We start from the raw sequence: 18,907 nt of genomic DNA, 5'->3' as shown, positions 1-18,907 counted from the left end.
AATTATTGTGTCAGGCAGGGGGACTATGCTGAAATATCTTGCAAATCCAATATCACAGGGCAGTGGTCACTGCCTGTAATATGACAATCAATGCTCGCATCCATCAATAGCGGACGAAGTCTCTCCGAGACGAGGAAGTAATCAATCCGCCAGCCGATATTCCGTTCTCTCACCTTTGGCATGTAGGACCACCAGGAATAAACATCCGTCCGATCAGGATAAAAGTATCTAAAGGTATCTATAAATCCGGCGTCTAGTAGCTGTGACATGCGTTCCCGTTCCTCAGGCGTAAATCCGGCATTTCCGTAGTTAGCTTTGGCATTTTTGAGGTCGATCTCCTGATGAGCTACGTTCAAGTCTCCACAAACGATGACAGGCTTCAAAGCATCCAGTTGTTGCAGGTAGCTGCGAAAACGGTCTTCCCATTCCAGTCTGTAGGGCAGTCGGGATAAGTCCCGTTTGGTATTTGGTGTGTACACATTGACGAGATAAAATTTTTCGAATTCCAGAGTAATGGTTCGGCCCTCCGGTTCTTCATTTTCCTCAAGTCCATAATGCACAGAGAGCGGCTTGATTTTGGTGAAAATAGCCGTGCCGGAATATCCTTTTTTCTCAGCATAATTCCAGTATTGTGTGTATTCCTCCATGTTCTCCATAAGGATTTGACCTTCTTGAAGCTTCGTTTCCTGTACGCAAAAAATATCGGCATTTGTTTCTTTTAGATAAGTATAAAACCCTTTGGTCACACAGGCTCTTAAGCCATTTACATTCCAAGATATTAATTTCATTTGATTAATCTCCTTGCTAATTCACGCGGTCAAGCGATGTGATTTGTATATCCTTTGTTGACATAAGTTTATAAATGTCTTCTATCTGGACTTCATAGGTCTTTTCATCAAAATGGTCCTGACCAAACATATAATCGTTTATTTCTATTGCCTTAAGGTTTCGTTTGGTATTCATAGTCGAAGGGAAGTATTCGATATCTAATGAGGTTTTATTTCCGGCCAACACTGTCTTGAGAACTTTCGCGGTTTGTAATACCCGTTCTTTTTCCAATGGCAATCCTGAGTCAGTTAGATCCTCGAATACAATTATACGAATATACTGATCGCCGACCGCTTCGGGATTCAGTTTAAAATCGTCGTATTCTTTGATCATTTTATCCGTAGTCCCTTCTTGCACCCCAGAATGAACAGCGGCTGAATCATCGTAAAGCTTCTGTATAACGGGTTTGAGTTTCATGTCCAGTTGGCTCTCCCAAAGGGTGTTAAGATAATTTTCTCTAAATGGGACATCCTCATAAGGACGCTTAGTCATGTTAAAGAGGACGGAAGGATGACGATTAGAGATCGCCTCCATGGTATATTCAGTGGAGGGAATACTATGATAGCTAATATTTTGAATTTGAAAGTCCTCTCCGTATTTCTGCTCCAGATATTGCTCTGATTCTGCGGCTACGTTGCGTTTATTTTCACCTGTTTGTGTAAAAGGCTCGATAATATCTACGTATTTCATTGTGACTGCAAGAAGTAGAAGTGTAGCTCCCAAAGCGAGACTGAGTAAAGTGCGCCATTTGGAAGGCAAGGATACACCCGTCGGTGCTCTCTCCGCATGGTGTGGAATTTGAAAAGATCGTACTGTAAAAACAATGCCTATAATGTGAAAAAAAATGGCCAACGGTCCCGAGATAATAAGCAGGTATCCGAGAGAAAACATTGTAAAATAGATCAGAATTCCCTGTGTGATGATAAGAGCCGCTCCTTCAATCATATAGGAAGGAATGGCGAGATAAAACATACCCAATCCAGTACCTAATATGGAAAGCAAAGTGGCAACAAAACGATGAATTTCCCGCGACTTTTGGAGTTTATTCGTAGTCAAGGGAGTCAGCCTACCTCCTTTACTTAAAAATGGTGCAACATGATAGATGATAGCAATTTCTGCGTTTTTTTGAAAGAGTAGAGACTTGAAACCAACGCCTAAAGTAGCGTTGGGCAGACTATTCTTTCTACATTATCTATAATGAAAAAAAGCTCCCTTGCGGAAGCATTTTTTGGTGTAATTTATCAAGAGAGATACTCTCCCTATGGTAGATGCGAAGTATAGGCTAAATGATGCCGATAGCCCGACGTTCCCCCGTGGGTTACCTTATGAAAACAAAAAAAGCCTCCATTATGGAAGCATCTTGTTATGACGTCCCAGGAGGGATTCGAACCCCCGACCGACGGCTTAGAAGGCCGTTGCTCTATCCAGCTGAGCTACTGGGACATAAAATTCAAGCGAATATTAATATATCATATGGACAAAAGAAATTCAAGTCTTATTTTGCATATATCGCTTATTTAGGCTTTATACAGCATAAATTCTGAGTAGAAGTAGTTTTTTTTGCCTTATAAAAGGGTATGTTAGAATACAGGTGAATATGTGTAAGACGAGTGGTTGGACTTCGGCTACTGTTTCTCATATAATCTACAAATACTTGAGCTTGCGAAGGAGAGGGGGTGCCTTGAATAAAGGACTCCAAGGTGACGACAAAAGAAAATAATATTGTATTGTTTCCGAAGACACTGGACTATTATCAAATTCAACTTACTGTGATGCTTGAAAACGAACGTTACGGAGAGGCGATGGCGATGCTGCGTTTTTTAATGCAGTGTCAGGGACAGGAGCAGAAGCAATACGATGAATGGAACGCTCTATTACAATGGCTGGAAGCTGCATTTCCACAGTACGCTGACAGCGGGGCGGTAACGGACGCTGTGGAAGAAGAAGTCAGTGAAGTAGAGTTAGCTCGCCGTCATGCACGCTTTAAGCAGGAGCAGGATGCAGGCTACGGCAACAAGCTGTTGCGGATGGCTATGGATGAACCCTTATCCGAACAGACGATTTTAGCATTGGAGCAGTTGTCCTATCTGGAACTGCCAGAAATCGACGATGCCTTGCTTCGCTGGATTACGGAACGGGAAATCCATCCTTTACTTCAATTCCGTGTTCTACAGACCATGCGACGACGCGGAACGGAAGGGACGATAGAAATCATACGGGGTGATGAACAAGCGGAAATCGACATTGAAACGGTTCCGTTACAGCCAGGTGATTTTCCAGAGTCGATTATGCGTATTTTAGAACGGGTGGCCGATCAGACTGAGGTGCACGAGCCTACACTATTCTATTTTGCACAGGAGCTGTGGTCACAGTTTGTGATGGCAGTATACGGTACGAAAGATTATAGATCAATGTTGGTGGAAGAGGACGGAATGCCGGATATTTGGGCTGCAGCACTCCATCAGACAGTTTCGGAAAGTTTGAACGGAAATAATAATGAGGAAGAAACCCGTGCTATATATGGCATTACAGATGCGTTGCGCTTCCGTTTTGAGCAGGCGTATCGGTCGATGCGACTATTCGTAGCGGCGGGAATGAACACTCCTTAATGACCGGAAACGTTTACCTGTGAAGCATTCAAAGGGCTGCTCTTGAAAAAGACAGTAATGTTAGATATACTATAGTGGTTATTTTGTGTGCGTTGATTGTAATGAAAACTAAGTGAAGATTTTGTTGGAGGGGAAAGCATAAAATGAAAGCAACTTGGGAGAAAATAGAGAAGAACCTTGGGGTTCTTGAAGTTGAGGTTGACGCGGATCGTGTAGCCGCTGCACTCGACAAAGCTTTTAATAAAGTGGCAAAACAAGTAAGTGTACCAGGATTCCGTAAAGGTAAAGTACCACGTCCTATTTTTGAAAAACGCTATGGTATTGAAAGTCTGTACCAGGATGCAATTGACATCCTGTTGCCAGAAGCTTACAGCCAAGCTGTAGAGCAAACGGACATCTTCCCGGTTGACAGCCCTGACGTTGAAATTGATCAATTTGCTAAAGGCGAATCTTTCAAGTTCAAAGCGAAGGTTACTGTTAAACCTGAAGTAACTTTGGGCGATTACAAAGGCGTAGAAGTGCCTGTAAGCAAACTCGAAGTAAGCGACGAAGAACTGGCTCAAGAACTGGAGCGCCTGCAACAACGTCATGCTGAATTGGTTGTCGTTGATGAAGATGCTGCTCAATCCGGTGATACAGCTATTATTGACTTCGACGGTTCCGTGGACGGTGTACCGTTCGAAGGCGGACAAGCTGAGAAGTATTCTTTGGAACTGGGCTCTAACACATTTATCCCTGGTTTTGAAGAGCAAGTGGTTGGTTTGCACACTGGCGATTCCAAGGACGTTGAAGTAACGTTCCCTGAGAACTACCATTCTGCTGACCTCGCTGGCAAACAAGCGGTATTCAAAGTGAAAGTTCACGAACTGAAACGCAAAGTTCTTCCTGAACTGGACGATGAATTTGCTAAAGATGTAAGCGAATTTGACACACTGGCTGAATTCAAGGAAGACTTGAAAAAGCAATTGTTGGATCGTAAGGAAAACGAAGCTAAAGCAGCCCGCGAGGGTGCTGTAGTGGAGAAAGTTGCTGAAAATGCAACAATCGACATTCCTGAAGCAATGGTGAAGAGCGAAGTGCAAAACATGGTTCGCGATTTCGACAACCGTTTGCGTAGCCAAGGTATGAACCTTGAAATGTTCCTCGGATTCTCTGGTCAAAGCAAGGAAGACCTGGAAGAGCAAATGAAAGCTGATGCTGAGAAGCGCGTACGTAACAACCTCGTGCTGGAGCAAGTGGCTAAAGCAGAAAACATCGAAGTTTCCGAAGCGGAAATTGATGAAGAACTGAAAAACATGGCTGAAGCTTACAAACGTTCAGTTGAGGAAATCCGCAGCATTCTGGAAGGTAACGGATCGTTCGCTAACCTGAAAGAAGAAATTTCACTGCGCAAAACAATTGCTTTGTTGGTGGAAAACAGCAAAGAAGTAGAAGCGCCAGTTGAAGCTGCTGAATAATTCAGACGATAAAATATACGGAGTATGCTGTAACAAGCTGCAACGTAGCAATTAGATAGGGATAAGGCACGTAGTGAAAGTTACGTGCCTTATTTTTACCTTAGGTAACCCAAATTTTAGTCGTTTATGGAAAGTGCTGTGAGTCGTGTTTTCTTGTTTTACATAAGTCACTACCGTATATTTGCACATACATACGAAACATGGTTAAATATGAGAAGGTCTCGGCAGAGTGTACTGTAAACAGCCCGCACTGCATATATGAGCGCATGCAAATATGACACGAGACTCTGAACATGTTAAAATATTTTGTAAGGTGTTCACGTTTCATGCTTGCTGCTTCCGTTTTAATGGGACATAAGGAAGCGGATGAATACAGGTGTTCATTTTAATAAAGAAAAGAGGTTGGTCGTGATGAGTCTCGTCCCTATGGTTGTGGAACAAACGAATCGAGGAGAACGATCTTACGATATTTACTCGCGGTTGCTTAAGGATCGTATTATTTTCCTAAGTGGCCCGATTGATGACGATGTCGCCAATCTCGTCATTGCACAGCTATTGTTCCTTTCTGCGGAAGATCCAGAGAAGGATATTAATTTGTACATTAACTCGCCAGGCGGTTCTGTAACTGCGGGCATGGGTATATATGATACAATGCAATTCATTAAGCCGGACGTATCGACGATCTGTGTAGGCATGGCTGCAAGTATGGGTTCGTTGCTGCTCACAGCGGGTGCGCCAGGTAAGAGATACGCGCTTACCAACAGTGAAGTCATGATCCATCAGCCGCTCGGTGGCATTCAGGGGCAAGCCTCCGATATGCTGATTCATGCGGACTGGATTATCAAAACACGTGCCAAGCTGAATCAAATCTATGTAGAGCGTACGGGTCAGCCCCTCGAAAAAATCGAACGTGATACTGACCGGGATTTCTTCATGGAAGCGGAAGAGGCAAAAGCATACGGTATCATTGACCAGGTGCTGTCTAAACCGATTAATCTGTAAAGGGGTGGCTCTATGTTTAAATTTAATGATGAAAAAGGACAATTGAAATGTTCTTTCTGCGGTAAATCTCAGGATCAGGTTCGCAAGCTTGTTGCTGGACCGGGCGTATATATATGTGACGAATGCATTGAATTGTGCACGGAGATTGTAGAAGAGGAATTGGGTCATGAAGAAGAAGTAGATCTGAAAGACATTCCGAAACCAATGCAAATCCGTGACATTCTGGACCAATATGTCATTGGTCAGGATCAAGCGAAAAAATCGTTGTCTGTAGCGGTATATAATCACTACAAACGTATTAATACTCAAAACAAAATTGATGATGTGGAACTGCAAAAAAGTAACATTTTGATGCTTGGACCTACAGGTTCGGGTAAAACGTTGCTTGCGCAAACCATGGCTAAAATTTTGAACGTTCCTTTTGCTATCGCAGATGCCACTTCCCTTACGGAAGCAGGTTATGTGGGTGAAGACGTTGAAAATATTTTGCTGAAACTGATTCAAGCTGCCGATTATGATGTGGAAAAAGCCGAACGCGGCATTATCTACATTGACGAAATTGATAAAGTAGCCCGCAAATCCGAAAACCCGTCCATTACGCGTGACGTATCGGGTGAAGGTGTACAGCAGGCGTTGCTTAAAATTTTGGAAGGCACGGTTGCTTCTGTACCTCCGCAAGGCGGTCGCAAGCATCCACATCAAGAGTTTATTCAAATTGACACCACGAATATCCTGTTCATTTGCGGTGGTGCCTTTGATGGTCTGGAGCAAATGATCAAACGCCGTATCGGTAAAAAGGTCATCGGCTTTAACGCAACTAGCGAACAAAAAGATCTGAAACCAGGCGAATATACTTCAATGGTATTGCCTGAGGATCTTTTGAAATTCGGTCTGATTCCGGAATTTGTAGGACGCTTGCCGGTAATTTCTACGCTGGAGCCGCTTGATGAGAACACATTGGTTCGTATTTTGTCTGAGCCGAAAAATGCGTTAGTCAAGCAGTATCAGAAGATGCTTGAACTGGATAATGTTACTTTGGAGTTTAAGCAAGATGCTCTGGAAGCCATTGCCCGTGAAGCCATCAAGCGTAACACGGGTGCCCGTGGTCTTCGTGCGATCATTGAAGGCATTATGCTGGATGTGATGTATGAGGTTCCTTCCCGTGATGATATCACTACTTGCGTCATCAATGAGCAGGTTGTAAAAGATAAAATCGCACCGGAACTCGGTGGTACAGATAAGGATAAAAAACAAGAAGAGAGCGCCTAAGGATTGATACTTCGCGATCTCTAAAACATGAGAAGCCGGATCTCCACTTCACTAAACCTGTATGAGGTTTTAAGGGGTGGAGGTTTGGCGTTAATGGGAGAGAAAAGTACATGTTCTTAAGACAAGACACACGTCCCGTTAAAGTCGGGAATCTGACGATTGGCGGCAGCAATGAAGTCATCATCCAAAGCATGTGTACAACCAAAACAGCAGATGTGGAAGCAACTGTAGCCGAGATTCTTCGCTTGGAAGAAGCCGGATGTCAACTGGTGCGGGTTACCGTCAACAATGAGGAAGCTGCCGCAGCCATTAAGGAAATAAAAAAACGGATTCATATTCCGTTGGTTGCAGATATTCACTTTAATCACAAGCTGGCTCTACTGGCAATTGAAAATGGAATTGATAAGGTTCGTATCAATCCCGGCAACATTGGACGACGTGAAAAAGTGGAAGCTGTCGTTAAGGCGTGTAAGGAAAAAGGGATTCCAATTCGGATTGGTGTGAACGCCGGGTCGTTGGAACAGCATTTACTTGATAAGTATGGATACCCTACGCCAGAAGCAATGGTAGAAAGCGCACTGTATCATATCGGGATACTGGAAGAGCTTGATTTCCATGACATTATTGTGTCACTGAAGGCGTCTGATGTTCCTATGGCGATTGCCGCTTACACGAAGGCAGCAGAAATTATTAAGTATCCGCTCCATCTGGGTATTACCGAAGCTGGTACGCTTTTTACTGGTACGGTTAAAAGCGCGGCAGGTATGGGCGCTTTGCTGGCATCAGGCATCGGCTCCACAATGCGTATTTCGCTCAGCGCCGATCCGGTGGAAGAAGTGAAGGTAGCACGTGAGTTGCTCAAGACGTTTGGATTGATCACAAACGCAGCTACACTGATTTCTTGTCCGACTTGCGGACGTCTGGATATTGATCTGTTCTCTATTGCCAATGAGGTAGAAGATTACATTGCAAAACTCAAGGTACCGATTAAAGTATCAGTACTGGGTTGTGCAGTAAATGGCCCGGGTGAAGCGAAGGAAGCTGATATCGGAATTGCCGGAGCGCGCGGTGAAGGCCTTTTGTTCCGTTATGGAAAAATGATTCGCAAAGTACCTGAGGCTGATATGGTCGAGGAATTGAAAAAAGAAATTGATATCATCGTCAAGGCATATGAGGAAACAGGGAAAATCCCTGGACGTGAAGAACGTCATACCGCCGAGAAGGTTTAGGCAAAAGCAGTTATTATAAAGAGGCATAGTCATAATCTATTGTCATCATTTATACGCCGTGGAGAGCAGCTCTGCTACAGAACTGTTCTTCGCGGTGTTTTTGTATTTCTCTCTGATCTTTTGAAAGACCGCCGTTTAGCTATCGCGGAAAAGGAAATACTGTTTTTCATAGAGCGGCATTTTTCAAATTGCTGAGATGAGAAACGGAGGAAATACGATGGACTTGACTATGATTTTGTTATTGGTGCAAATGTTTTTCGGGATTGTCATTGGTCTGTATTTCTGGAACCTCCTGCGGAGCCAGAAAACGAACCGTAGTGCGGTGGATCGAGAATCCCGGAAGGAATTAGATAAGCTACGCAAATTGCGTTCAATTTCACTTACCAAACCATTGGCTGAACGCACACGTCCTGCCACATTACAGGATATCGTGGGTCAGAAGGACGGATTGCGCGCGCTCAAGGCGGCGTTATGTAGTGCGAATCCGCAGCATGTCATTATTTATGGCCCACCGGGTGTAGGGAAGACGGCTGCTGCACGCGTGGTGTTGGAAGAGGCGAAGAAGAATCTGTCCTCCCCGTTCAAGGGAGATGCCAAATTCACGGAGATCGATGCTACGACGGCCCGCTTTGACGAGCGCGGTATTGCGGACCCGCTGATAGGTTCAGTACATGATCCAATCTATCAAGGGGCAGGAGCGATGGGGGTGGCGGGTATCCCGCAGCCTAAGCCTGGAGCTGTAACGAAGGCACATGGGGGTATGCTGTTCATTGATGAGATTGGTGAGCTGCATCCAACGCAGATGAATAAACTGTTGAAAGTGCTGGAGGATCGCAAGGTATTTTTGGAAAGTGCGTATTACAACTCGGAAGATTCGCATACTCCTGCTTATATCCACGATATATTCCAAAACGGTTTGCCAGCGGATTTTCGTTTGGTAGGTGCGACGACCCGTTCGCCGCATGAACTGCCACCTGCGATTCGCTCCCGGTGCATGGAAATTTATTTCCGTGCCTTGCAGCCACAGGAGATTGCTCGTATTGCTGAGGATGCTGTCCACAAGCTAGGCTTTGGTCCTTGTCCTGAGGCGGTAGAAGTTGTACAGCGTTACGCGACGAACGGTCGGGAGGCGGTCAATATGATCCAGCTTGCTGCTGGTTTGGCACTTACCGAGAAGAGGGAACGTCTCAATGCTTCCGACGTGGAATGGGTAGCGGGCAGCAGTCAAATTCAACCGCGTCCTGACCGAAAAATACCGGGCTTGCCGCAAATCGGATTTGTTAACGGATTAGCTGTATATGGCCCAAACATGGGAATGCTGCTGGAAATTGAAGTTACCGCGGTTCCGGTTCCTGAGGGGAAGGGAAGCTATAATATTACGGGGGTCGTGGACGAGGAAGAAATCGGAGGTGGGTCCCGCACACTGCGCCGTAAGAGCATGGCTAAAGGTTCTGTGGAAAATGTTCTGACCGTTTTGCGTACGCTCGGATTGGCTCCGTCGAATTACGATCTGCATATCAATTTCCCCGGGGGTACGCCGGTAGATGGCCCGTCCGCAGGAATTGCGATGGCAACAGCTATTGCTTCCGCGATGCGGGGAATTCCGGTGGATCATGAAATTGCTATGACTGGCGAAGTTAGCATCCATGGTCGTGTCAAACCGATTGGTGGTGTATTAGCCAAGGTTGAAGCTGCTTTTCAGGCGGGAGCCAAAAAAGTGATCATTCCGCAGGATAACTGGCAAGCTCTTTTTGATAGCATTGAGGGTTTAAAAGTCATCCCCGTACAGTCGGTTACCGAAGTGTTCCGACATGTGTTTGGGGAAGAGATGACGTCGGATTTGCCTGTGCATGCGCCAATTGAGACTTTTCGCCCATCCCAATCTTCCTTGTTACAGGCTGATGGAACGCATAACGGGACGATATCAGATACAGGATCTTGCTGATAAACCACCCTTTCATTGGTTTTTTCATAAAACATTTGATAAAATATGAAAGATAGCAACGTGAGGATTGTAAAATCCGGAACCTGAGAATCACTGGAGGTGCGAAAGCGATGGGACCCACCAAGACAAAAGGTCGTCGTTTTCCTTTGCTGCCTTTAAGAGGGCTTCTGGTCTACCCGAGCATGGTTCTGCATCTCGATGTGGGCCGGGAAAAATCGGTCAAGGCTTTGGAAAAAGCGATGGTTGAAGACAATTTGATTCTCCTGTGTTCTCAATCAGAAGTAAATATTGAAGAACCTACACAAGAGGACATCTTTCGAGTCGGCACGGTAGCCAAGGTACGCCAGATGCTCAAGCTTCCTAATGGAACCATTCGAGTATTGGTGGAAGGGCTGGAACGCGCCGAGATTATTCAATATACGGACAATGAAGAATATTATGAGGTAATGGCGAAGGAGCTGCACGAGGCAGAAAACGTACAGCCTGAGACGGATGCGCTTATGCGCACTGTATTAACTCAGTTCGAGCATTATATCAACTTGTCCAAAAAGGTAACACCGGAGACTCTCGCTGCGGTATCCGATATTGAGGAGCCAGGACGGCTTGCAGACGTGATCACAAGTCACCTGACGCTCAAAATTAAGGAAAAGCAGGATATACTGGAGACGATCGACGTTACTCAGCGTCTGGAGAAGCTTCTGGATATTTTGAACAATGAGCGTGAAGTACTGGAGCTGGAACGTAAAATCAACCAGCGTGTGAAGAAGCAAATGGAGAAGACGCAGAAGGAGTATTATCTGCGTGAACAAATGAAGGCGATTCAAAAGGAACTTGGCGAGAAGGAAGGCCGCGCAGGAGAAGTTGAAGAACTGCGCAACCAGCTAAGTGAACTGGAGCTGCCTGTTCCGGTGAAGGAGAAGGTCGAAAAGGAAATCGACCGTTTGGAAAAAATGCCGGCAAGCTCTGCCGAGGGTGGCGTCATCCGTAATTATGTTGATTGGTTGTTAAGCTTGCCTTGGAACAAGTTTACCGATGATGATCTAGATATCGTCAAAGCTGAAGAGGTACTCAATAACGACCACTACGGACTGGATAAACCCAAGGAGCGTGTGTTGGAGTATTTGGCTGTACGTAAGCTGGTGAAGACCATTAAAGGACCGATTTTGTGTCTCGTAGGTCCGCCAGGGGTCGGCAAGACTTCGTTGGCCCGTTCGATTGCCAAATCCATAGGTCGGGAATTTGTCCGCATCTCTCTCGGAGGTGTGCGGGATGAAGCGGAAATCCGTGGTCACCGCCGGACTTATGTTGGCGCGATGCCGGGGCGGATCATTCAAGGGATGAAGACTGCAGGAACGTCTAACCCGGTATTTTTGCTGGATGAGATTGATAAAATGGCTTCCGATTTTCGAGGTGATCCATCGGCAGCATTGCTCGAAGTGCTTGATCCTGAACAAAACAATACGTTCAGTGACCATTTTGTCGAGCTGCCGTTTGATCTGTCCAATGTGATGTTTGTAACGACAGCCAATGCTGCACACAACATCCCGCGTCCGCTAATGGACCGCATGGAGACACTCTATATTCCTGGCTACACCGAACTGGAGAAGCTGGAAATCGCCCATCGGTACCTATTGCCCAAGCAGAAGAGAGAGCATGGCTTGGACGAGGAACAACTGGTTATCGGGGAGGATACGTTATTGCGTGTCATTCGCGAATATACCCGTGAATCCGGTGTACGGAATCTTGAGCAGCAAATGGCTTCTCTGTGCCGCAAGGCAGCGAAGTCCGTTGTATCTGGTGGCGAAGGCCCGATTCAAATCACACCGGATAATCTGAAGGATTATCTAGGTATCGCTAAATTCCGTTACGGTGTTGCAGAACTGGAGGATCAGATCGGTACGGTTACAGGCTTGGCATGGACAGAGGTCGGTGGTGAAACACTGATGATTGAAGTGACGGTCGTACCTGGTAGCGGTAAACTGATTCTTACGGGTAAACTGGGAGACGTTATGAAGGAATCTGCACAGGCGGCATTCAGCTACACTCGTTCGAAAGCAGTTGATCTGGGCATTGAACTGGACTTTTATGAGAAAAATGATATCCACATTCATATTCCTGAGGGTGCGATTCCGAAGGATGGCCCATCTGCGGGAATTACTATTGCTACCGCATTAATTTCAGCTTTGACCAACCGTCATGTATCCAAGGATGTGGCTATGACGGGCGAAATTACACTGCGCGGCCGTGTATTGCCGATTGGTGGTTTAAAAGAGAAGTCGCTGGCTGCCCATCGGGCAGGCTACAAAAAAATTCTGCTTCCCAAAGATAATGAACGGGATTTGAAGGATATTCCCGACAGTATCCGGCAGGATGTTGAATTTGTCCCCGTTGCCCATATGGATCAGGTGCTAAAGCATGCTTTGGTTGAGCAGGCAAGGGTACATTAGAGAGGAATTAAGGACACAATGAAAGTAACAAAAGCAGAATTTATAATAAGTGCGGTTGGCCCCGATCAGTTTCCTGTGGACGCTTTGCCAGAGATTGCTCTGGCGGGGCGCTCCAATGTAGGAAAGTCTTCATTGATTAATCGGTTGATTAACCGTAAGAATTTGGCGCGTACCAGTTCTACGCCAGGTAAAACCCAGCAACTCAATTATTACCGGATTAATGATGATCTTTATTTTGTCGATTTTCCCGGTTACGGTTACGCTAAAGTATCCAAAACGTCCCGCAAGGCTTGGGGGCAGATGATTGAGTCTTATTTGCTGGAGCGTGAGCCACTCAAACTGGTGCTTCAAATGGTAGATTTACGCCATCCGCCGTCCAAGGATGATATCATGATGTATGATTGGCTGCGTCATAATGGGCTTCCTGTATGTGTTGTAGGCACGAAGGCAGATAAAATCCCTAAAACGCGGCGAGAAAAGCATTATAAGGTAATCAAGCAGGAACTCGGAATACTTCCCGGGGGATTGTTTATCCCCTTTTCATCCGAAGAAGGTATGGGCAAGGAAGAGCTGTGGTCTGTCATCTCCAGCTATATAGAGAATGACGACGAAGAGCAGACGGAATTGTAAGGCTAGGGACGTCCTTGAGGGCGTCCTTTTTTAATGATTCGGGCTTCAAAAAAATAAACTTATTAAAATGATTTGATGTGCAAGATAAGCGCTGTAGGTCTGATGTATAATAAAACAAAAGCTTAAACTATAAAGGTTCAGGAAAGAATTGAGGAGATTGGTATGGCTCAGCGGTTAGCCACAGAGTATGTTAAAACCACTTTGACCTTGTCAGAAACTCAAATGGACGAATTTTTGCGGGCAATGGATGATCCCCAGGTGCATTATCACATTAAAGTTCTGGATAACGGAAGACATGAAATCGTTCTGGAGCATAGTGCGGGTGAGGAAGTTCATTTGTTTTTTGAAGTCAAAGAGGGAGTGTTTGTGTGTGAATTGACTTGCCGCTTAATTCATCCGCAACTAACCCTGTTTATACGCAAACTTTTTGTTCGTTTTAAGGGCGAAGGCATCGTTTACCGAATGTATCAAGGATTCACTATGGTGTATTTTTATAATGAAGGTACGGTTCGTAAAATTATGGAGAAGAATGCCGTAGGCTCCAGGCTGGTATTTGAATATAAAAATACGGTGCAGGAACTGCAACAGCTTTTTCAGCATCAGAACGTCGAAAATGAAATATCAGACGTATATCATCTCATTAATTCGTTGCTTGACCAGCGGAATTTGGCGCGCACTTTCTCGGAGTTAGAACAGATTGACCACAAGCTTCGAATGAGTTGCTCAAAATTATTTGCACTGGAAGCTTAATAAGGCATGAATATATGGAATGAATCGTTATGCAGTGTAGTCCCTTTCCTTACCGAAAGGGGCTTTTTTATTCCAAAAAAATGATTGCATTTGCTGCATATAGATGTTATTTTTAATCTCGTTGAAAATGAATATAGGAACCAGGATTCACTCAGGACATTGAATGTTGCGAGAGGTTATTCCCTCGGGAAGTGAATGACGTAGGTCCTAGCGGATGAAATTTTTTCAAACATTTTATTCCTAGGAAGGGGGAACCGAAAGATGGAATTGGAGTACTCAACTTTCGGAAGACACGTTGCCGTAGATACTTGGGGTGTTGAGTTTGAATTACTGAATGATGCGCAGTTTTTGGAGGCTCAATTAGTTGAAGCAGCTGAAGCTTGCGGAGCAACGGTGATGTCCGTTCAATCCAAGCAATTCGAACCACAGGGAGCTACCGTGCTTGTACTGTTGTCGGAGAGTCATCTCTCTATTCATACGTATCCTGAGAGAGGATTTGCCGCTATTGATTGTTATACTTGCGGTGAGACTGTTGATCCGCAGCTGGCTATTGATTACCTGGTATCCGTTCTAAAACCGAAAAAAACATATGCGAAGAAGCTGATTCGCGGCTTGGGAGAACTTCAGGTGGAATCACCGGAGTGCAAGCTTGCCGAGTTAGTGTAAATCGTTCTTTATGGAGCCATTTGTGCGTCCTATATTATAACCATGGAACATTTCCATGGTTATTTGTTTTAAAAGTGGTCTACACTAAATCAAATCATACAGAACGTGCTAGATGTTCATGAAAGCCATCCAATTTTCATAAACAATTCATAAAACAGCCGGAGGAGATTCGGACTTCTGTGATATAATTAACATAGTTTATGATAACAGTGGTTATTCTTATTACAGTTTAGGCAGGTGAATTTGCAATGCACATCGTCGTTGTTGGGTTGAATTATCGTACGGCGCCTGTGGAAGTCAGAGAGCGTTTTACATTTGCAGAACAAGATTTGCCAAAAGCGCTGGAACAACTCAAACTTACCAAAAGTGTGTTGGAAGGCGTAGTTGTCGCAACCTGCAATCGGACTGAAATATATGTTGTGGTGGACCGCCTTCACATGTGCGGTTATTTTATACGCAGTTTTATGGAGCAATGGTTTGGCATTCCGCGTGATCAATTTACACAACATTTATATATATATGAGGACGAGCAGGCGATTCGGCATTTGTTCCGTGTGACTTGTGGTCTTGATTCTATGGTAATCGGAGAAACACAAATTTTGGGACAGGTAAAGAACGCTTTTCTTCAGGCTCAATCCCAGAAAATTACGGCAACGTGGTTTAATATGTTGTTTAAGCAGGCCGTCACATTGGGCAAGCGTGCCCATTCGGAGACGTCTATTGGAGAAAGTGCCGTATCTGTCAGTTATGCAGCAGTTGAGCTAGGCAAACGGATTTTCGGGATGTTTACCGATAAAAAGGTACTGATTCTCGGTGCTGGTAAAATGAGCGAGCTTACTGTTAAGCATTTGTACAGCGGCGGAGCAGCCGAGGTTATTGTAGCAAACCGAACCTTGTCCCGTGCGGAAGACCTTGCCTCCAAGTTCCATGGAACGCCGGTTACGATGGAGGAAGGCATGAATCGGTTGGCGGATGTGGATATTGTTATTAGCTCGACAGGTGCCCAGGGTTATATTCTGGATCGGACTCGGGTTGAAGCAAGTATGAAACGTCGACAGTCCCGTCCTTTGTTTATGATTGATATTGCGGTTCCGCGTAATCTCGATCCGGCTATTGGTGAATTACAGAATGTTTTCCTGTACGATATTGATGATCTGGAAGGGATCGTGGAGAGCAATTTGGAAATGCGCCGTACCGAAGCTACAAAAATCGAGCATATGATCGAAGATGAGCTTAGCGAGTTTTATCAATGGTTGAAAACGATGGGAGTGCGTCCGGTGATTCGTGCATTACAGGAAAAAGCGGAGTCTGTACATCAGGATACGTTGGAAAGCTTGTTCAATAAGCTTCCCGAGCTGGATGAACGGCAACGCAAAGTGATTAGCCGCTTGACGAAGAGTATGCTGAATCAGATGATGCATGATCCGATCAATCGGGTAAAGGAACTGGCTGTCCAAAAGCAGGGAAATGAGGCGCTAGACATGTTTAGCCACATTTTTGCTCTGGAGGATCGTTTGGATGACGCCGCTCAGAAAGTAGATAAAAGCGATGCATCTGCGTTAATGAAACCGGAAGCCGGTGTTCATGAAAAAACCGTTCAGGCTCAGGCTTTGCCAGCGTCGTTTGCGCCGGCCAGCCTGTAAAGGTGGGTGAACAGACGTGGCTTCAGGCATGCTTATATATGATTCAATGATTTATGTTTTTGCCCTGAGCCTTCTGTTTGTATTCTCGGATGGGATTCGTCGCAATGCGAATGCTAAACGGACAGGTACAGGGCTTCTTGTTGTCGTTCTGGTGCTCCAGCTTGCTTATATGGGGATAAGAACTTGGAATGAAGGGCATCTTCCTATTTTCGTAACCTATGATTTTCTATTTCTGTTCTCAGTTATTTTGGTACTGATTTCTTTGATTCTGACACGTTATCAGCGATCCGAATTTGCGGTATTGCTACTTAATATTATTAGTTTTGCAGTTCTGGTACTCAACAATATATGGATGGAGCCTCTCGACAACCCACTTGGAAATTGGCATACAGTACATGGGCTGCTCCTGATTCATATTGCGCTGGCTAATCTTGGTTTTGTAGCAATGACGGTAGCGGCTGTATTTTCGGGGTTATATCTGTTTTTGCATCGTAAATTGAAAGTAAAGAAATGGAATGACACGATCAGACGCCTGCCGAGTCTGGAAATGATGGATCGGTATACGCATATGGCGCTGTTGATTGGTACTCCTTTGCTGGGAGTCTCTATTGTAGTTGCCGTTATTTCTATTATTGCCGAGGAACGCTGGCGTCTCTTGCTCGATACCAAGGTGCTGATGACAGCGATTGCCTTGTGCGTGTATATTGTATTTTTAGTGAGCAAAAGATTGAATCAGCGTTCAGGGCTTGTGATGGCAAAGTGGGCATTGGTGGGCTACACGCTATTGATTCTTAATTTTTTGCTGAATTCCTGGTCTGTATTTCATCAGTGGACGGGAGAGTGAAAAGCCTTTTGCAGCATTTTGTCCCGATTTCGTTGAATTGTAAGAATAAGATCTGTTGTGTTGTAGGTGGCGGTAGGATTGCGGAACGAAAGGTAAAGGGGATGATGGAAAGTGGGGCATTCATTACCGTCATTAGCCCGAATATAACGCCGGATTTACAGGTTCTGGCGGATCACAAGCAGCTCCACTGGGTAAATCGCGTATATCGCGAGGGTGACCTCCAGGGAGCCTTTCTTGTATATGTGGCGACGAACCAGAGAGAAGTGAATTATGAGGTTGCGCATGAGGCCAGACAAAGGGGTATACTGGTAAATGTAGCGGATCGATCGGAAGATGGAGACTTTATAACGCCGGGTATCATTCGACGAGGAAGACTGACGATTAGTATTTCCACGGAAGGGGCTGGCCCTGCTGTGACCGCTGATATTACATCAGCTTTGGATACGTTGTTTGGTAGCGAATACGAGCCATATCTGGATTTCATGTACGATATGCGACAGATCATCAAACGTAAGATAAGTTCCCCACAGCAAAGGACCAAACTACTGAGGCGCTTGGCGAATAGCGATATTTTGGATCAAATACGCCGTCATGAATTTATGGCTTGGACCGAAAAAGAAATAGACGTATGGATTGCGCAAAATCAGGAGGAATAACATGCGAACAATTGTGGTAGGCAGCAGACAGAGTGCGCTGGCGTTAACTCAGACCGGGCATGTCATTGAAGATTTGAACGCGCTGTGCGCGGAGCATGGAATGGATTTGCAATTTGTTGTGAAGAAAATCCTCACCAAGGGTGATCGAATATTGGATGTAACCTTGTCCAAAGTGGGTGGCAAAGGGCTTTTTGTCAAAGAAATTGAACAGGCCATGCTGGCTGGTGAGATTGATATGGCAGTACATAGTATGAAGGATATGCCTTCCGAATTGCCGGAAGGGCTTGTCAACGGCGCTGTGCCGCGCCGTGAGGATCCACGTGATTGCCTGATCACATTGGGCGCCAAGAGCCTGGAGGATTTACCTCAAGGGGCAAAGGTGGGCACGAGCAGCCTGCGCAGAGCCAGTCAAATCAAGTCCATGCGACCTGATCTACAATTGGAGCCAGTGCGTGGTAATATTGATTCCCGTCTGAAAAAGCTGGAGACGGAAGGTTTTGACGCTATCATTTTGGCGGCAGCAGGCTTGCATCGGATGGGCTGGAAAGAGCGAATTACGTCCTATATACCGGAAGAAGACTGTTTGCCGGCGGTTGGGCAGGGAGCGCTGGGTATTGAATGTCGTGCGAGCGATGAAGAGCTATTGGCTTTGCTGCGCCTTTACAACGACCGGGATACCTCGGCTACCGTTGCGGCAGAACGAACCTTTCTGGGCGTGTTAAATGGGGGATGTCAAGTGCCGATCGGGGCTCATGCGGTCTGGGCTGGTGAAGAAATCAGCCTCACGGGCATGGTAGGATCGCCAGATGGCGAGGTTATTTTGAAGGAAACGCTCCAGGGAAATGATCCGCAAAAGCTGGGAGAAGCGGTGGCGGCCAGTTTGATAGCCAAAGGAGCGGAACAGATTCTGGCGCAGGTGAGGGGATGATAGC

The 18,907-nt window shown here is 45.5% G+C and carries 16 protein-coding genes and 1 tRNA gene; 14 read left to right on the top strand and 3 right to left on the bottom strand.

Annotation, left to right across the window (positions count from 1 at the left end; all coding sequences use genetic code 11):
* Positions 1-23: 23 nt before the first annotated feature.
* The 3 genes from KAI36_RS20520 to KAI36_RS20510 all read right to left on the bottom strand — a co-directional run bounded on the left by KAI36_RS20520 (position 24) and on the right by KAI36_RS20510 (position 2,271).
* Positions 24-788 (bottom strand): exodeoxyribonuclease III, encoded by a 765-nt coding sequence (locus KAI36_RS20520; RefSeq protein WP_220025865.1) that lies wholly within the window; start codon positions 786-788, stop codon positions 24-26.
* Between the two features lie 16 nt (positions 789-804).
* Positions 805-1,884 carry a hypothetical protein gene (locus tag KAI36_RS20515; protein ID WP_220025864.1) on the bottom strand — a complete coding sequence of 360 codons (1,080 nt, stop codon included), beginning with the start codon at positions 1,882-1,884 and terminating at the stop codon, positions 805-807.
* Positions 1,885-2,197: 313 nt separating this feature from the next.
* Positions 2,198-2,271 (bottom strand) — tRNA-Arg (locus KAI36_RS20510).
* A 257-nt stretch (positions 2,272-2,528) separates the two neighbouring features.
* Between KAI36_RS20510 and KAI36_RS20505 the strand changes: the two genes are divergently transcribed.
* From KAI36_RS20505 to hemC, 14 genes are all read left to right on the top strand, one after another.
* A complete protein-coding gene (locus KAI36_RS20505) occupies positions 2,529-3,437 on the top strand; it encodes a hypothetical protein (RefSeq protein WP_220025863.1) in 909 nt (302 codons plus the stop codon).
* Positions 3,438-3,580: 143 nt separating this feature from the next.
* Entirely contained in the window at positions 3,581-4,894 is a 1,314-nt protein-coding gene (tig, locus tag KAI36_RS20500) for a trigger factor (RefSeq protein ID WP_028541569.1), read from the top strand.
* A 411-nt stretch (positions 4,895-5,305) separates the two neighbouring features.
* Entirely contained in the window at positions 5,306-5,896 is a 591-nt protein-coding gene (clpP, locus tag KAI36_RS20495; RefSeq protein WP_016324659.1) for an ATP-dependent Clp endopeptidase proteolytic subunit ClpP, read from the top strand.
* 12 nt (positions 5,897-5,908) lie between these two features.
* Entirely contained in the window at positions 5,909-7,165 is a 1,257-nt protein-coding gene (clpX, locus tag KAI36_RS20490; RefSeq protein ID WP_023989972.1) for an ATP-dependent protease ATP-binding subunit ClpX, read from the top strand.
* Between the two features lie 110 nt (positions 7,166-7,275).
* Positions 7,276-8,394 carry a flavodoxin-dependent (E)-4-hydroxy-3-methylbut-2-enyl-diphosphate synthase gene (gene ispG, locus KAI36_RS20485; protein WP_023989971.1) on the top strand — a complete coding sequence of 373 codons (1,119 nt, stop codon included), beginning with the start codon at positions 7,276-7,278 and terminating at the stop codon, positions 8,392-8,394.
* 217 nt (positions 8,395-8,611) lie between these two features.
* The gene (gene lonB, locus KAI36_RS20480) at positions 8,612-10,339 is read left to right on the top strand and encodes an ATP-dependent protease LonB (RefSeq protein ID WP_023989970.1); all 1,728 of its coding nucleotides are present in this window, start codon (positions 8,612-8,614) and stop codon (positions 10,337-10,339) included.
* Positions 10,340-10,449: 110 nt separating this feature from the next.
* Positions 10,450-12,786 carry an endopeptidase La gene (lon, locus tag KAI36_RS20475; RefSeq protein ID WP_220025862.1) on the top strand — a complete coding sequence of 779 codons (2,337 nt, stop codon included), beginning with the start codon at positions 10,450-10,452 and terminating at the stop codon, positions 12,784-12,786.
* A gap of 18 nt (positions 12,787-12,804) precedes the next feature.
* Positions 12,805-13,416 (top strand): ribosome biogenesis GTP-binding protein YihA/YsxC, encoded by a 612-nt coding sequence (gene yihA, locus KAI36_RS20470; RefSeq protein WP_013311619.1) that lies wholly within the window; start codon positions 12,805-12,807, stop codon positions 13,414-13,416.
* A gap of 162 nt (positions 13,417-13,578) precedes the next feature.
* Entirely contained in the window at positions 13,579-14,166 is a 588-nt protein-coding gene (locus KAI36_RS20465) for a non-ribosomal peptide synthetase module (RefSeq protein ID WP_220025861.1), read from the top strand.
* 267 nt (positions 14,167-14,433) lie between these two features.
* Complete coding sequence (speD, locus tag KAI36_RS20460) at positions 14,434-14,832, top strand: adenosylmethionine decarboxylase (protein ID WP_025365654.1); 399 nt, start codon at positions 14,434-14,436, stop codon at positions 14,830-14,832.
* 248 nt (positions 14,833-15,080) lie between these two features.
* Entirely contained in the window at positions 15,081-16,475 is a 1,395-nt protein-coding gene (gene hemA, locus KAI36_RS20455; RefSeq protein ID WP_220025860.1) for a glutamyl-tRNA reductase, read from the top strand.
* Between the two features lie 16 nt (positions 16,476-16,491).
* Positions 16,492-17,319 carry a cytochrome c biogenesis protein CcsA gene (ccsA, locus tag KAI36_RS20450; protein ID WP_013311615.1) on the top strand — a complete coding sequence of 276 codons (828 nt, stop codon included), beginning with the start codon at positions 16,492-16,494 and terminating at the stop codon, positions 17,317-17,319.
* An 8-nt stretch (positions 17,320-17,327) separates the two neighbouring features.
* A complete protein-coding gene (locus KAI36_RS20445) occupies positions 17,328-17,975 on the top strand; it encodes a precorrin-2 dehydrogenase/sirohydrochlorin ferrochelatase family protein (RefSeq protein ID WP_220025859.1) in 648 nt (215 codons plus the stop codon).
* Between the two features lies 1 nt (position 17,976).
* Positions 17,977-18,903, top strand: coding sequence for a hydroxymethylbilane synthase (gene hemC, locus KAI36_RS20440; protein WP_220025858.1), 927 nt, complete (start codon positions 17,977-17,979; stop codon positions 18,901-18,903).
* Positions 18,904-18,907: the final 4 nt, after the last annotated feature.

Source organism: Paenibacillus sp. S02 (assembly GCF_019454065.1).
GTDB classification, from domain to species: Bacteria; Bacillota; Bacilli; order Paenibacillales; family Paenibacillaceae; genus Paenibacillus; species Paenibacillus polymyxa_B.
This window is presented reverse-complemented; position numbering and strand designations above follow the sequence as displayed.